The following is a 15,339-nucleotide window of genomic DNA, read 5'->3' on the forward strand; positions in this document are numbered from 1 at the left end:
GAAACAGCGGTATCGGAACGCTCGAAATGGCATGGTCGTCTCTCCAGAGACTGTTCAGAGAGCTCCCAACAGGCAGGAGTGCGCGGGCCGCCACCCGCGCCCGCAGGCGGAGCCTGCAGAGCACCACAGCGTCAAGTGACGGACCAGCCGGGCCTGTGCCGAGGCGGCCGGTGGCACAAAGGGCATGACGTTTGATGCGCCGACGCCTGGAGAGGCAAAAATTCGATCCCGCCAAAATCTGAACCCGACCGCGACTCGAAATCCACCGAATCCAGGCACTTGGCTCGTCAGTCGAAACCAAATGCAAATCGCACCTGCCAGATAGACAAAAGCAGTCCGCCGAACACGAGCGCAATCAACACAGCGAATTCAGTTTCCAGTTTCATGCACCAGACTCTGCAGCGCCTGATCGATATGTATCCCGGTCATGGGTAGCCCCAGGTGATCGACAATATCCAGAGCCTTCTCGATATGGTCCTTGAGTCGCGCCATTTGCTCCGTGCGCGCAAACGCCGAGGGAGCGGCACATCCGGTCATCACAAAGGGAAATTCCACAGCTTGGCCCTATATTGTTAATGCGATGCAATGTAGCGCAATACGCGCGGTCGTGGCAGCACGAAATTTGGTTAACCCACTAATAATACTAATTTATTTGCGATTTTGGGCAATCACGCCAATGCGCAGATAATAGGATCGATCCACGCCCCGGTCTCTATTGGGTCAAGCATGCAACGGCCCAGCCACAAAGTTGCTCGATATGGCGTGCTCGAGCCGTAAAGCTTGGACGCACCTCACATGATCCCATGGTTGGTCTACGCGACAAACTCTGGCGCATGAGTTGATCTGCAAAAACGCATGCTTGGGGCATCACGGCGTTCGACGCTTATGCAACGGTGCAGCGGATGGGTCGCAAGAGCCAGCCCGGCCCGAGCCAACGCGAAAGTCTATGGCCGGTATTCGGGGCTATCCGTTTGGGGCTGGTCGAAGGGCACGGCACGACCTGGGCGTGGGTCTTTACTGAACTGGCGCAGACGCTGGCCTGCCGGTCGCACAACCGAGATCGACATTTTCTTCGGCCGCAGGCTCATGTCATCACTTCAGGTTGGGGCCGGATCACCCTCGAGACCCGATCGAGGTGGGCATAGCGGTCGATCGCATTGAGGTCAGGTCGGGGTCGAAACTTCATGACATCGCGCAAGGCTTCGACCGCCACGTCATGACCGAACTTGTTGCGGTGCTTGAAACATTCGGTGACGGTCTTGATCGGTACGGTGATGGGCACGGGAACGCCGTCGATCACGTGCGTCTCGACGCCCGTTGTCAGCGCTCGCGCGACCCATTTTCAGCGTCACCGACGGATTAACCGATGCCCAGTCCTTCTGGCCGAACATCAGCCGACCTGCATCGGGCGCCTGCGTGGTCAGCTCATGGAACTAAAGCGCCGATGCAATCGGGTCGGATTCCGCTCTAGTTCCAGATTGATGCCAAACCACCAAAAAACGAACCCGCGAACAGGGCACCCGACACATGCGCCAATACGAAACGTGTATACTGGCGACGCCAATCCGTAATACAAAATATGATGGTCAGAAATCCATGCAATACGCTGGCGCCGACTGCAAGTTCGGCAAGCCGCGCAGCTGAATTTGGGACATCCTGGATTGCTGTGCGCAGCAATGCCGAAAACGCAATTGTAGCTCCTATTACAAGACACAGAATAGTAACAAACTCCGGCCTCGATATGTATTTTCCCACTACAGAGGTGCGCGATTCTGAGATCGGATGGTTTGATGTCTCTACTGATTTCAACATAGACCGATTTCCTCCGATCGCACTGGCGCGGAATTTTGCTTTCTCAAGTAGGCCTCACAATCTCCAGTTCGATCGAGCCATGGTCATTGACCGGTATCAACCGCACTTTCAAACCAGATCTTTCTATTCCTTTTTCAGCCCCTTTTTCAGCCTTGCTGGCATGTGCACCATCCGCTGGCCGAAGCCCGAAAACCACCAGAGTTGCGTCAAGCGCCACTGCAGGGTGGGCCATCGCCAGACTGGACGCCGACAGGCTTTTGCAAAAGCACGATATCGTTTTCCCGTCCGACGCATTCTCGTTATGGCAAGCTCGAAAAACGGCCCGAAAGACGGTAAGATCTGCATCGATCTAGCTGATGTAAATCTGCCAGCCTGTCCGGCAAAGCCATGGAACGGCTGCAGGATCAACCACTTCAGATTTATCACTGCGTTCATGGCTGACGCCAATCTTCGTTGAAAGTGTTGTTGCCACTGCCGCGCTGCGGGCCATCGAAGAAATCGCCCCCTGGCAAGGCGGCTTTCCCAACCGCACCTGGATCGAGACACTTCGCTCATCCCGCTCGCCGTATCTCGTTGATGAGCTGCCCTGTGCAAGCCAGAACAATGCCGATTATCAACACGGCCAAGGCCCCGGCATGAAACATGCCACGCTGCATGATGGTATCGACATTCCCAAGTTCGCCAGAGGGAACCAGATCCACCGTCCAGGTACAGATCGAGCCAATGAGGCCCAACGCCATCAGCAGCCAGCCCAAAGGCAGCAAGATGCTGTAATTTTCGCGCCGCCATACCGTTTCACTGTCGACCCCCTCACCAGCGGACAGAGCTGCCACGCGATGATGAGGTGCCCCCGCGGCTTCGTCCGGAATGGCCAGCATTGCCGCGACAACGCTGGTCCCAAGAAGAGCAATCAAGATGATTATGGCGACATCGATCATAACCGAACCTCATCGATTGCCCGCTCACTTTTCATGCCCGTCCTGACCGGAGCGCTTGACCTCCCGCAATCTTTTGACACAAAATGATTGAGCGTATCCCTCTGCGGGGGTAACAACGCGCTGTAAATCATCGAAGACCGGTTGCTCGCTGCCTGCTGCCCCACCACCATTCTCGCGTCGGCCAAGACGCCTCCTGCCAATCGCATCGCGAGCATCATTCGACCACGACCTCTTCGGCGACAGCTTTTTCGTCAACCGCCGGCTCAGACGCAACCTTTCGTGAGGCACCTTGCTCGCTGCCTTCCCGAAAAAGCCGCGGAGGCGGCATTCTTCTGGATACTGACCGGCCACTGCGGCCGGTCAGCAATCTCGTCAAAAATCTCATAGCGCCCCATCCAATAGCTCAAGACGAACCCGTCATCAGCACCCAAGCCATTGATATTGCACGATATTATTCATGTAAACATAAATTTTATATCCGGGAACTTACAAGAAGGTAAATTTTCTGCCGCGCCGCAATCAATGTTCTTCGCGTAGCGAATTTTTGATGGTTACGTCACTGAGGGCGCTTGATTACGCAACATTCGCCCCGGCAGGCGAGCCGGGCCGGTTGAAGCGTATCAACATCCCAAAACCCTGCCGGCGCATGGCATCCACAAGCCCGGCACAGTCCTTGTCGGCGGCAAAGCAGACCGGACCGGGCCGGCGGACCACTTTGCCAGCCAGCCAGCGCTGCATCGATCTGCGCTGCCGTTGCAAGCAAGCAGCTAATAACGTGCGCCCGCCGACGGTCCTCGGGAACCGCACCATCCAAGGCAACCGAGATCGCAGCAACCACCTCTCCGCGGATGCACAATGGCGCGGCAAAGGCGGCAAAGCACGTCAGGTCTGCGGCGATCTCCTGATCGTCGGTGACGATACCTCGCACTAGCACTTCGTCTAGCGCTGATCGTAGCGCATCAGGATCGGTGATAGTATTGGAGGGGAGTGACGGAAACGGGCCGGCGGCAAGGTCAGCTTCTTTTTCTCGTTCAGGCAGATGCGCCAGCATAACCTTGCGAGGGCCTGTGCAATAAGCTTCAAACTACTAACCGACGCGGGTGAAAAATCGCCCCGCCTGCTCGCCTGCCTTGAAACGATACGTCACCATATCGCCATCAAGCGTGCCAAATTGGGCAACGCAGCCAAGCTTAAGAGTTGATTTCGAAACTCAGGCGGATCGAGCCAATCGGCAGATCATGAGCACGGCGGCGGCTGCGTGAAGAAATGCGGCGGCGGACTTGAGGGTTGCCTCGACGTCCCTGGCGAGACGGCGAAGCCTGATTGGCCGGTGATCTTGCTGACGTGCTCGTGCTTGTAGCTGCCATCGGCCCAGACTTTCTCGATGAACGCGAACAGGCTGCGCGATATTTGCAGCATTGCGCTGCCGCCATCACGATCCTGAACATCGGCGGTGTGGGGTTCGACCAGCAGCGCCCTGCCATCGGTATCGACCAAGGCACGGCGCTTGCGTCCCTTGATCTTCTTGCCCGCGTCATAGCCCCAAGGGCCGCCGCTGTCTGTGGTCTTGACGCTCTGGCTGTCAATGATGGCGGCACTCGGACTGGCTTCGCGCCCTGTCCGTTCGCGATCGGCCATAACCAGCGCATGGTTCATCTGGTTCATCCGCTAGACCACGGCCTCGTCGCGCAGCCGAGCGAACCAGCGATGCACCGTCGGCCAGGGTGGGAAGTCCTTCGGCACCAACCGCCAGGCGATCCCGCCGCGCAGGACGCAAAAGATTGCGTTCGCGATCTCGCGCAGCGGCCATTCGCGCCGTCGTCGGGTAGAACTCGCCTCGGGCAGAAACCCGGCAATCAGCCGCCACTCCGCATCGCTCAAATCCGTCTGGTATCGCTTCGCCACGTGCGTATGCTGCGCGCGGCCAGCTGGGGTCCACATGCCTGTCTCCGAGATGTCTGCAAACTCCCGGAATCACATGAACCTCAGCCGCTCAACCCCTTCTGAAACGGACGCTCAGGCTAACGCGCTACGCCAATAACCGAAAACGGTGCCCAGAAAGCAGGCGATGCCCATCGTGGATCGCGGCGTAGTTCCAATTCGGCCTTTTGTAGCGCAATGTCGGGAGCCTGATTGCGGTCAGCAGCGAGATTGCGGAAAAAGGCGCTGATCAAAGTGGCGGTGGCTTCGTCGCTGACCGGCCAATGGGTGGCGATGACCAGCCTTGCCCCGGCATATTCGAAAGCGCGCGCCAGCGTGTTGAGGTTGCGTGCGGCGCTCATGTTCTCGCTGGTGGCGGTGTTGCATGCCGAAAGAACGACCACAGCGCCGCGCAGGCGCAATTGCGCAATTTCCGAGGCAGACAGATAGCCGTCCTCCGCACCGGACGCTGGCACCAAGCCATCCACAAGTGGCGACAACACCAGCCCCGGTTCGGCAAGGCCGCCAGATTGCGAGGCAAGAAGACCATGGGTGGCAAAGGCAATGAATCGCGCGCCGCTGGTGTTCAGCATCGACCGAACCGGCTGTTCCTGTGCTTCCCTCTGGAGCATGAGCCGCGATTGCGCAGGACCGAATGCGGCGGCTGCGGCGGTAAGTTCCCGGCGTGTACCGGGCAGTGAGGGCAGGCTGGCAAGCATGGCGGAATTGGCCATGCCACGGCCAAGCCAGTCGCCGTGTATCGTCTTTCCGCCAAGGCCATCCCAATCGCCCCTGCTGCGCTGGTCGCCCGGCGGCCCCAGGCTCGGATCGCCGACACCCAGAAAACCGATGGATGGTGTTTGCGTGCGCGCTTTGGCGGCAGGCAGGATGTTTCCTGCCTTCGCGCTCGACACTCCGCAAGCTGTCTCACGCACTGGCAAATTGCGGCCCAGACAGCGCGCGGAACGGAGCGTTGCCACCGCAGGCAGGATGCCGATGAGATATTGGTCAGCAAACCAGCGCGGCGTTCCGTCTTTACCGATACCTGATGACACAAGACCAAGTGGCAGGCTTGCAAGCGGTCCGTGGATCACCGCCAGAACGCGGGCCTTGCCAGCCATCATCCCTGCATGAGGCGCAATCAGGCCGTCATGTATCTGCGTGCCTTCGTCGGCCAGCAGGTCGCGGTTCGAGCCATGGAACGCAGATGGCGCATTTGCCTGACCGGCCTGCTGAATTTGCCGTCGGATGGCGTTGCGCATCGTGCCGACCGCATCGGTCATCGCGGCTTGTCCCAGATCGCTTGCAAAAACCCAACCAGCCCGCCTGCGCGTGACGCAAAATGAATAGGTCCCCGCTGGCGCGGTATACAACAACAGCAGCACTTCATCATCGTCCAGAAGCGCCTGGACTGTCTTCAGGGTGACAGCATCGGGTCGGACAAGTTCGGCGAAGGCAGGGTCGGCCCGAACGACGGCCCGTTCGATTGCCGCAATCTCGGCCAGTACATCTTCGCGGTTTGCGCGCAGCTTGGCCAGCGGGGCGGCGCTATCGGGCGTCAGCAGGGCAGCTTCGAACGCGCGCTCCACCGTTGCCAGTTTTTGCAGGGCCGCACGGCGTTGTTCTTCAAGACGAGCGACCTGAGTGTCTTGACGACCTGACAGGATCGTCGCGGTATTGAGAGCGATGGTCGATGCGCTAAGGCTGGCCAACTGGGCGTATTCGAACGCGCGTGCCAGTGCAGATGCCGCCGCCACATCACGCGCGCTTTCGGTCTGAACATTGGTCTGCCTGGCTGAAGCGGTGTGCCGCTGCGGCCGCGCCTCACGGCTGAGTGCGGGATTTACAAGCAGTGTCGCCATCAGCACGCCCCAGGTCAGGCTGCCCTTCATCTCCCGAACTCCCCCTCGATCTCACCGGTCAGACCATTCCAGCTCCATACTCTGGCACCGCTGACCGCAATCAAGTGCTGGCCGTCGGGCGAAAACGCGATCTGCCTTACCCGGGTGGTGGCATGGGCAAGACATAGCGCAGCGCCAGTCTGTCCGCGGCGATAGAACCAGATGCTGTTGTCGGTGGTCTGGGCGAATGCGCTGGCGCCGCCTGGCGCATACATAATTCGCCGCACCTTGTCTGCATCGACACCGATTGCGGCAACCACCGGCGCAGGATCGCCACCATAGATCGCGTTCAGAAGAACTGTGTCGGCGCTAGCCGCTTTCTCATCCTGATCCGCGATGATTGCACAGGTCTGGGCGTCGATACGCAACGCACGCATTATTCGTGCACCCGGTCCATCTACCGGTACGGCATCGTCGTAATTGGTGGCAGCCGCGAAGAGCAACCTCCCGTCGGCGGAAAAGGCAAAGGGATCAAGATCGCCCAACAGATCCGCTCTGTCGGCCCCGTCGAAGGATACGGTGCAGATCAAACGGCCCTCATTTGCCGACAACAACGAAAGCCGCCCGACCTCTTCGCCATTCGCTTTGTCTTGCCAGCGTACAACCATCAGCCCATCCGCACCGTCCGGCCCGGTATGGATTGCCTGAATTGACGCCTTCTGGCCTATCCATCGCCACACTTCCCTCCCCGCGGCAATATCCATGCCGACCAGCATGTCCGTGCCGTCCACACGCCGCAGGCCCACCGCGAGGCCGGGTCGGATGACTCGTGTTTCTGCAAGGCCGTCGGGATATGAGGTCCATTCGCCGGCAAGACTTGCAGGTGGCTGGATTCCAACATCCGAAGCTGATGCCAGATCAAACAGGTCCACCCCTTGCCAATCCATTGCCATGACCTGCCCACCCTCGCCGCTCAACAAGATGCGGTCATCGCGCCCAGTCGACAGACGCCGTTCCAGACGGCGCCCGTCAAGGCGCCAGAGCCGCAAATTCAATCCACTGGTTTCATAAAGGTGGGCTGACAAGGTGAGCAGGCTGCCTGCATCAGGCGTAAAGGCGATGTCGGCTATTTCAGAACGATGGGTCAGATCGGAAATTGCATCGTTGAAACGTGCAAGGATCTGGCGCGATTCCGGATCGAACAGCAGCACCGCGCCGTCCTTGGACCCTGCAGCCACGACAGCAGAGTCCGGACTCCAGGCAAGGCTCGATACCGGCGCGCCATGGCCGACCAATTGTGCCAGCAATCGGCCACTGCCAGTGTCGAACAAGCGCACATCGTTTGAGAAAGCAAAGCCCACCGCCAGTCTCCGTCCATCGGGTGACGGGGCCAGCGCCGACGGCACTTCGGCCAGCGGGATGAATATCTGGTGATCAGTTGCCACATCCGCGATCACCACCTTGCCCACTTCGTAGTGGGCCTCTCGCTGATCACCATCGAAAGCCACGGACAGCGTCGCGTTCCGGCTGCTTGGCCGCTCTTCTGTCGCAATAGGCGTTGAACGCAAAAATTCACCAGTCACAGGATCTATGTCAAAAGTGTTGTCATAATCCCAAAGGCGCAGGGTTCTGCCATCCCCGGCAAAACTCATCTGTAATACTTTGCCCCGCGGGACGGGGCCGATTTCGAGCGGCTTGGAATGACCGGGTAGCGACAGGTCAGCAGTTGCGGAGGGCGCAGAAACCCGCGAGGGACTGCCGTATGTCAGCCATGTGCCCTCCAGTCCGGCGGCAAAAAGGTTGCGCAAGCCAATTGCCGCATCGCTGCCGCGTTCGGCAGATGCGGCGGCGATGTGTCGGCGGGCAAGGCCGATAGTGCGGTCGAGGGCGGCCAGATTGCCGGACTTGTCTTGTCCGGCGCGCAACTTTGCCAAGCTGTTCGCACCGCTGAGCGAGAGCAGATCAGGATTGTCGTCCGGCACTTGGCCGCGCAAGGCCTGTTCGGCCTCGCTTCGGCTGCCGTCAGCCTCTGCCGCCAAACCAAGGCGCATCTGGCTGCGCCCTATACGGCCAAGCAGGCTGGCACGCAGCACGGGGTCGGGCGCTTCCTTTTTATTGACTATGGCCAATGCTTCTTTGCGCGCCCGTAAAGAAGCCTGTTCGTCCCCCAATTGACTCAGCGCATCTGCGCGCAAGTCCTGCCTCCTCGCCCGCTCCAGCACCGTGAGCGGGGAACCTTTGCCATCGAGGTAACCGCCCAGCCGATCAAGTTGGGCGATGGCCGCAACCGCGCGGTCACCGGGTTGGGCAATGCCACCAACTGCCCCGGACAAGAGCATTCTGGCCTCAAGGAAGTGGACTTGGGCAAGAATGCGAAACAAGTCCAATCGACGCGAACTGATCCTCAAGTCCTCGGCAAAGCCTGCCTCAAATGGCGCGCTGTCGAGCCCGCCGATTGCCTCACGCAATGCCGAATATTCGTCCTCGCCAATTTCGACGACACGCCCTGACGCAGCCACTGCTGGCTTTTCCGATACGTTCGCAATTATCCCTGCCACATAGGGCAGATCCACAGGCGCCAGTTCGATCCGCAAGCCGTTGCTTTTGCGCACCACGGTAAGCTGGCCCCTCAGCAGGGAAGCGCCCAGCCCCAGCAGGTCTTCGGTCGTCGCGGCAAGGATGGCGCTGGCACGCGCCGGTTCGGCTTGATCGATCAGAAGCTCGGCCAAGGCTGTGCTGGCGCGCAGGCGATATTCCGCCTGAGGCAGTTCCTGCGCTGCTTCCAATACGCCACGGGCGCTGTCCGGCTCACCCAGCACCAGATATGCACGCGCCAGGGCGAGGCGAGAACCTGGCCAGAGCGGTCCAAGCGCAGATTTGGTGCTGTCGGGCTGTGAAAGCGTTTCAATCAGTCCTTCCGGGCGGGCATCTGCCTGCGCTTGCTCCAGCTGGGCGCGCACCATGGCGGCGCGGCAGTCAATTTGGCCATCCTGACAGAAAAGGTCGCGTCCATTGTGAAGATCGGTTACCCGAATGACGTCATCGCGGCTGTGTGTGAGCAGGCGTCCGTTGGCAATGGTCAACGATTGGGTGCTGCCGGAATAGGCCGCCCAGGACACGGGCAACGAAACGAAGGCTTCCCCGGTGAGTGGTCGAACCACCGGGCGATCATCACGATCAACCACCAGCAGTCCATCGGTCACTGTGCCATCGGATAGACCAACGGCAGCAGCCTCGGACACGCGCCGACCATGGAAAAGGTCGGTGACGACCAGAGCCGAGTGACCTGACGGACCAACGTCGGCAAGCATGTGCCGACCATCGGCGGAAAGCTTGGGGAAGCTGCAATTGTCATCTGGTGGAATGACCTGGTGAATTGCAGCCTGATCTTCGGTCACATTAGCTTGCATGACCCCACAATTCCAGCGGAAGGCGGCAATTCGCAGTTCATCGAGAAACACTGCGCCGTGCGTATCTGCGCCTGTCTCAAGTCGCTTGACCAGTTGGCCATCGTCCACCGTGCGAATTTCTGCGGCACGCTCATCGCTGGTAATCGCGATCAGATATTGCCCATCGGCACTGAATGCATGGGCATTGGTGCGGCCGACATGGGCAATCACCTGGCCATTGGAGGCGTCGATCAGAAGATCGTCCTTGCGGTAGTCGCCCACGATCAGGCGGGTGCCATCAGGTGAGAACGTTGGCGTTCGCAAATTTCTGAAGCCGTCGGTTTGCAAGGGCACTGCGTAGCCCTGCGCCGCGCCTTGACCAATGTCCCACAGAAAAAGACGGATATCGTTCTGGCCGTTCTGGACCAGGATTGCCAAACGACGGCCATCGGGGCTGAAGCCAACCGCGAGCCATTTGGACACATCGTTCAACCGGGTGGAAACGGGCGCAATGTCGGGCCGATCGCGTGATCTATGCCCCTGATTTAGGGCGTTAACCGACACGCGCCCTGCGCCATCAGCAATCGCAAGCCATGCGCCATCGGGCGAAAGTCCAGCCAACGGCCGCAGTACCGATGCAGGTTCCGAAACCACCGCAGGCAGAACCGCCGGAGCGATCGGCAGAGCTTGAGCCAGACCTTTCTGCCCAGTCAGAAGGCCCAGCGCTGCAGCAGCCAGAAGTGGGCAAATTCGTTTCAGGATCCGGCCCCTCGCGCCCATCCAATACGTGGGAACAATGTGCAGATCGCACGATCCTATTGCAAGTAGAATTTCTGGACGAAGATGCTTTTCAAGATGCCCAATCAACCATCGTCAGAGTATTTGTTCGCCCCTCATGGATTTGGCCCCCATATTAAAAATAACAACGTTTTATGTGTTAAAATCTTGAACTTATCTGATATCGAATTGATTTTAAAATTTCGTATAATTATTATCTTTCACAAGAATCGGTATGATTGAAATAATAATGCTATTCATTCCTAAATAACTGTGATTTTTATGTTTATAAAAATCGTCCAGCTTACCTCTGATATTCTCCGGCATGTTCCTATTTCACCTTTCAAAAATCCCTCAAATCCCTAACAATAGAAATGACGTAACACCCTGAAGTGACATATCGTTACATAGCCCCTGATCCAACAATGACGTCGTATTTATGCATACAAAATAGCATTTTTCACGAGCTCCGCGAACGATATTTTTGTTCAGATATTCCCACGCGAGTAAGTGTAATGATCGCTAAAAATTTCAACTGGCAATTTTCAACTGCAATTATGCTTGCTTTGGCAGCGTCCGGTTGCGGCGGTCAGGATAGCTCGTCCGATCCTGCGGTTACTTTGCCTGCGCCAACACCCACACCGGCGCCTACACCTACGCCTACGCCTACGTCGTCTTCGGGAAGCGCCAACGTAGCCTCATTTATTCAAGGTACGATTCCACTCGCAGCCAACGAAGTGGTAATAAATTTCAAGGTGACCAACCGCGGGCTGTACATGCAGGTCTTTGGCGATGAAAAACCTGACAGAATTTTGAAATTGCATGGAACACCCACTGGTTCAAACTCGTGGAGTTCTGCTACTCCTGATAATTTGCCAGACGCAACGATCTGGGATTATGCCCCCGGAAATATCAGTACAGAACAGGACCGTGAAGTATCGTTCTACTGGGCATCGTCTTCTTTCGAGGGTGGTAAGGGGACGACAATAAAATGGGGTCAATACTCTGCAAACAACGGTACACCATCGATTACCTCTGTTGAGCCACCAAGCACTCCTAGCACATTTCCGTTCATCGAACTGGTAGCCGCCGGAGCACAATCAGGAATTGTCTCTTCACGCCCTTGGATAGTAAGCGTAGGAAACGGTATCTATCGCGTTCGGCAGGATGATGGCCAGTACACAGCGGCTTCAACAGTGCTGGATCGCTTCACGACACCGGCAACCCCCGATCTGCCCGATCAACCTACATTCGCTATTGCCCACCCCTCTGACCCCTTTCTTTTTGTGGCCGTCGGCGACAGAATCCTGAAATACGATTCTGGGAAAATGGTAAGCTCGTGGAAATTCAGTGGCGATGCCTTTACCTCTTTTGCTGATCCGGTCTGGGTTGGAACTGATCTATATGTGGCCTTCGGCCCCACCATTTTCAAATTGACCGGCGGAACTGGCAATTTCAGTTCAGTATTTACGATGGACAACTTTACAGGAACGATTGTCGCAGGGCGTTTTTGCGTCAGGAGCGGTGAGCTTATATTGGCGACGGGGCAGGCAATGAATCTGCAAAGCCGAACGGTTCGAAGCTGGATTCAAAAAGGAAACCTGACCAACCAGCAGCAGACCGCGATGACGATCCTGACATCCCACGTTAATGGGAATGGCATCTTTTGCTCGGCCAGTGCGTTAAGCGGCCCCATCTATTCGCTCGCCCCAAATGCAGACGGCAGCAGATCTGTTCTGGCGATCACTCCGGTTTCATAGATGCTCGGAGAATGCCAGATGCGGCTGCACCTGTTGGAACAAAGCGCCGCGGCTCAAGTTCGACCACGGCCTTGCCGTGGCCGACGTGCAAATCGTGCCCAACGCTCGCGCCATAAGCTTGAGCTGGGCACCCGCAAAAGCCGATGGCGTTCGGGGGCTATTGTGATTCATTGATCGGGAGCAATCATGAAGAGCCCTGGTGGATCCCAAATCCCAGTTCAGTTGGACGCCTCGAATAGCCGCTGGCACGTAGCGGCTTGAGGTCATTCACTGCCTTTGCACGATGGTGGAGGCGCTGCGCGCGGCGGGCGATCCGCTTGAACGGCTTGCGAAGATCGCCGCCCGGATCGCGGGTTTCTGGCAAATACCACCCTAATGCTCTGTTTTATAATGCAAAATTGAATGTCGCCAGAAACACCCCCTACAGCGCGAAAACAACCCCTCCGATAGGTAAGGGTGCGGAGAGGTACCAAACGCGTCCTACGGGGCTCTGAGGGCAAAATCGATGATGCAGCCGAATTTGACGGCCGTGTCACGGCTGCGCCCAAGCCCTGGCGACATCGGCCCGCGCGCGACGACAGACCGGTAGGCTTGTCGCAACGCGTCGAGCGACGACAAGCACACCGAACGTTTGGTCACTTCCAGTTTCGTTGGCAAAAGCGCCTCCTTCATCCTGACGCTGAGGATTCTCGGACCAAGAGCACCCCGTCCGGCTTTGCGCAAGTTTGTGACAGACATCGCAACAAGGCGCTCAAAGCGCTGCGCGAGATGACTGCGATCACTATGCGCTGCGAGCAGCAGTACGAACCGGACGCTCCACATATGACAAGGGTTTTACCCAAACCTGCGCTGGCAGCCTAACTCACCTCGCGGCAATCCCCGTTTAGGCTTGCCGAGCAAGTGCCCGAGCAGGTTCCGGTTGTGCTGCTCCAATGACCGGGGCACAGAGAACCGTCGGCGCAGCCGTTCAGCCAGGCGGCTTGCGCTTCCAACTGCTGTCACCGTGCCCAATAGTGGGTTGAGCCATGAACTCGCCAAGCGGCGCCAGCGCTAAACGATGCCTTGCGCATTGTCAGCTCGCCCCGCGAGGCATTCAAGGTGGGATCCGAACGGCCCCTCACCGCACTGCTGGCCGAGGCGAGCGGCGCGGCCGCGGCTGATGTGGCAAACGACCTCGCCGCGGCACGCGACGCGCTCGCCCTAGGCGACGAACTCCTCGCCGGGCTCTGCGCATATTCGCAGGCGCGAAGCGTCTGGAAGCTGATTGGCGGGTTAGGCCCCTCACCCGCGCCGAACTCGCCCGCTCCCCGGGCGTTACCCGGGGGACGGCCTGGCAGGCCGCCACCGCACTCACGATAGCCGGCCTGGACACGTCTTGCGGGCCCGGCGACCACAGACTCAGTCCGGTGGCGCCCCTGAGCCTCCTGGGGCACCCTACGTTACCGAAGAGACCTCGCGGTAGGGAACCGCCAATCCGTGTGGGGGCTGATGCCTGGCGGCACCGCAACTGGCGGGCAAAGCGCGCAGCCTCGTCTGGGCAGGCACATGAGACAGCCCTCCCCTGCCCTTTCCGGCCAATGCGCACCCAGGCAAACCAGACGATCGAGACCCCGAACAGATTGCAGCTCAGTGCGAGGATATAGCACCGATCGACGTTGCTCTCCGCACAAACCGACTCGAGCTAGAGAAAGCTACCGTCGGTCAGGGTGTCCATGTGCGCCTCGCATACCGCAGCGAGATTCGATGCTTCTGGACGAAATATTGAAACCGCGGAGTCCGCGTGATTCACACAGACGATCTGTTGCGCCGACAGCCCCAAGTGGTCACGATGGATGATTAGCTCAACTCTTCTGCAAGACAGCCCCAATCGCTTTGAGCACTTCTGAGGCAGCCGCACCGCTTCGAGCAGGAACCTTGAACGTGTACCCTCCCCTCGCCGAATATGCGTAACGCAGGATCACCCTCCCGTTCGAGCCTTTCACCTCGGTTTCGGAGCGCGACGACTTCGCTGGAGCAACAGTTGCGCGGATAAGGCGCTTCGCGATCTCTGGCGCGGGAAGGATTGTTCCCAAATCATTCCGCTCGGCAGCAATCGCCCGACTTTCGGCGATCATAAGATCCAAGGCTCGCTTGTCTGATGTCAGCGGCTTGATGTCCCGCGCGACACGCACGGTTATGCCGTGTGTGTCGGGGAAGGCGGCAACGATATCTGATGGCAATCGCGCCACATCCAAGAGGCGGCTGAGCCACGACCGAGAGATCTTCAGATGCTCTGCCATCTCATTCTGGCTCGAGTTATAAAACTCTCCGAGAGCGCGAGAATACTCGTTGGCCCGCTCCCAATCCGAGATGTCCTTCCGAGACCGGTTCTCGATGTCCGAGACTCGAAATGCCTCTTCATCGGAGACGTTCTGGATCGTTACGAGATACTCGAATTCGGGATGATGGTGCGAGCGCAACCACTGAACCGTCCACCAACGCCGAACGCCGGCCACAATCTCGAAATCGAAATCGGGGTCGTCTTTCAGGCGACGGACGATAGCAGGAATGCGTTGTTTCTTGGCGGAGAGAAATGCGTCAATAAGATCGCGACAGCTATCTTCCGAAAGATGGTCGAGATCGCGGTTGTGGAGCCGCCATGGCCGGCAGCGCGCCGGGTCGACCCACTCCGTGCGGTCAGTTACCACTTTGCCAGCAGCGATCCGTGCCAAGCTCTGACTACGGCTCGCCATGATGCTTTCCGATGGAGCAGGAGCGCCCACCTCGATATCGTCATCAAGCCCTTCCGTAAGACTGCTTCCGAAGCCCTGATTTCCCTTGGCCATATCGTATCCCGAACCTCTCTTCCTTACTCGCAGGCGGCGGAGTTGCCACGTGGCAACTGCTCCCCATGAGGCGCCGT

At 58.4% G+C, this 15,339-nt stretch carries 10 protein-coding genes and 1 pseudogene; 2 read left to right on the forward strand and 9 right to left on the reverse strand.

Annotated features, from left to right (window positions below):
- Nucleotides 1–369: 369 nt before the first annotated feature.
- Both OVA07_RS00570 and OVA07_RS00575 read right to left on the reverse strand, forming a co-directional pair.
- On the reverse strand, nucleotides 370–555 hold the full coding sequence (locus tag OVA07_RS00570) for a hypothetical protein (protein ID WP_268169528.1): 186 nt from the start codon (nucleotides 553–555) through the stop codon (nucleotides 370–372).
- A gap of 529 nt (nucleotides 556–1,084) precedes the next feature.
- Nucleotides 1,085–1,300: a hypothetical protein gene (locus OVA07_RS00575; protein ID WP_268169529.1), complete on the reverse strand. Its 216-nt coding sequence runs from the start codon at nucleotides 1,298–1,300 to the stop codon at nucleotides 1,085–1,087.
- Nucleotides 1,301–1,579: 279 nt separating this feature from the next.
- Here OVA07_RS00575 and OVA07_RS00580 point away from each other — a divergent pair, with 279 nt between their 5' ends.
- Entirely contained in the window at nucleotides 1,580–2,269 is a 690-nt protein-coding gene (locus OVA07_RS00580; protein ID WP_268169530.1) for a hypothetical protein, read from the forward strand.
- A gap of 94 nt (nucleotides 2,270–2,363) precedes the next feature.
- Here OVA07_RS00580 and OVA07_RS00585 read toward each other — a convergent pair whose 3' ends face one another.
- The 5 genes and pseudogenes from OVA07_RS00585 to OVA07_RS00605 form a co-directional block, all read right to left on the reverse strand.
- Entirely contained in the window at nucleotides 2,364–2,750 is a 387-nt protein-coding gene (locus OVA07_RS00585; RefSeq protein WP_268169531.1) for a hypothetical protein, read from the reverse strand.
- Between the two features lie 556 nt (nucleotides 2,751–3,306).
- Nucleotides 3,307–3,801, reverse strand: coding sequence for an IclR family transcriptional regulator domain-containing protein (locus OVA07_RS19120; RefSeq protein ID WP_442789602.1), 495 nt, complete (start codon nucleotides 3,799–3,801; stop codon nucleotides 3,307–3,309).
- A gap of 159 nt (nucleotides 3,802–3,960) precedes the next feature.
- Nucleotides 3,961–4,691 (reverse strand): annotated as a pseudogene (locus OVA07_RS00595) (IS5 family transposase).
- Between the two features lie 80 nt (nucleotides 4,692–4,771).
- Nucleotides 4,772–6,562 carry a CHAT domain-containing protein gene (locus OVA07_RS00600; protein WP_268169533.1) on the reverse strand — a complete coding sequence of 597 codons (1,791 nt, stop codon included), beginning with the start codon at nucleotides 6,560–6,562 and terminating at the stop codon, nucleotides 4,772–4,774.
- Nucleotides 6,559–10,521 (reverse strand): hypothetical protein, encoded by a 3,963-nt coding sequence (locus OVA07_RS00605; protein WP_268169534.1) that lies wholly within the window; start codon nucleotides 10,519–10,521, stop codon nucleotides 6,559–6,561. Before OVA07_RS00605 ends, OVA07_RS00600 begins: the two co-directional genes overlap by 4 nt.
- A gap of 671 nt (nucleotides 10,522–11,192) precedes the next feature.
- On the opposite strand from OVA07_RS00605, the gene OVA07_RS00610 reads away from it, so the two are divergent.
- Nucleotides 11,193–12,437, forward strand: coding sequence for a hypothetical protein (locus OVA07_RS00610; protein WP_268169535.1), 1,245 nt, complete (start codon nucleotides 11,193–11,195; stop codon nucleotides 12,435–12,437).
- A 1,117-nt stretch (nucleotides 12,438–13,554) separates the two neighbouring features.
- Here the strand turns inward: OVA07_RS00610 and OVA07_RS19070 are convergent.
- Both OVA07_RS19070 and OVA07_RS00615 read right to left on the reverse strand, forming a co-directional pair.
- Nucleotides 13,555–14,076 carry a hypothetical protein gene (locus OVA07_RS19070; RefSeq protein WP_326493081.1) on the reverse strand — a complete coding sequence of 174 codons (522 nt, stop codon included), beginning with the start codon at nucleotides 14,074–14,076 and terminating at the stop codon, nucleotides 13,555–13,557.
- A 202-nt stretch (nucleotides 14,077–14,278) separates the two neighbouring features.
- Nucleotides 14,279–15,262, reverse strand: a complete 984-nt coding sequence (locus OVA07_RS00615; protein WP_268169536.1) for a ParB/RepB/Spo0J family partition protein — start codon at nucleotides 15,260–15,262, stop codon at nucleotides 14,279–14,281.
- Nucleotides 15,263–15,339: the final 77 nt, after the last annotated feature.

It is taken from the genome of Novosphingobium sp. SL115, assembly GCF_026672515.1.
Taxonomy (GTDB): domain Bacteria; phylum Pseudomonadota; class Alphaproteobacteria; order Sphingomonadales; family Sphingomonadaceae; genus Novosphingobium.

Excerpts from the sequence above, each read along its gene's own strand:
- OVA07_RS00580 (WP_268169530.1), top strand. The coding sequence starts at position 1,580 with ATGATGGTCAGAAATCCATGCAATACGCTGGCGCCGACTGCAAGTTCG.
- OVA07_RS00585 (WP_268169531.1), bottom strand. The coding sequence starts at position 2,750 with ATGATCGATGTCGCCATAATCATCTTGATTGCTCTTCTTGGGACCAGC.
- OVA07_RS19120 (WP_442789602.1), bottom strand. The coding sequence starts at position 3,801 with ATGCTGGCGCATCTGCCTGAACGAGAAAAAGAAGCTGACCTTGCCGCC.
- OVA07_RS00600 (WP_268169533.1), bottom strand. The coding sequence starts at position 6,562 with ATGAAGGGCAGCCTGACCTGGGGCGTGCTGATGGCGACACTGCTTGTA.
- OVA07_RS00610 (WP_268169535.1), top strand. The coding sequence starts at position 11,193 with ATGATCGCTAAAAATTTCAACTGGCAATTTTCAACTGCAATTATGCTT.
- OVA07_RS00615 (WP_268169536.1), bottom strand. The coding sequence starts at position 15,262 with ATGGCCAAGGGAAATCAGGGCTTCGGAAGCAGTCTTACGGAAGGGCTT.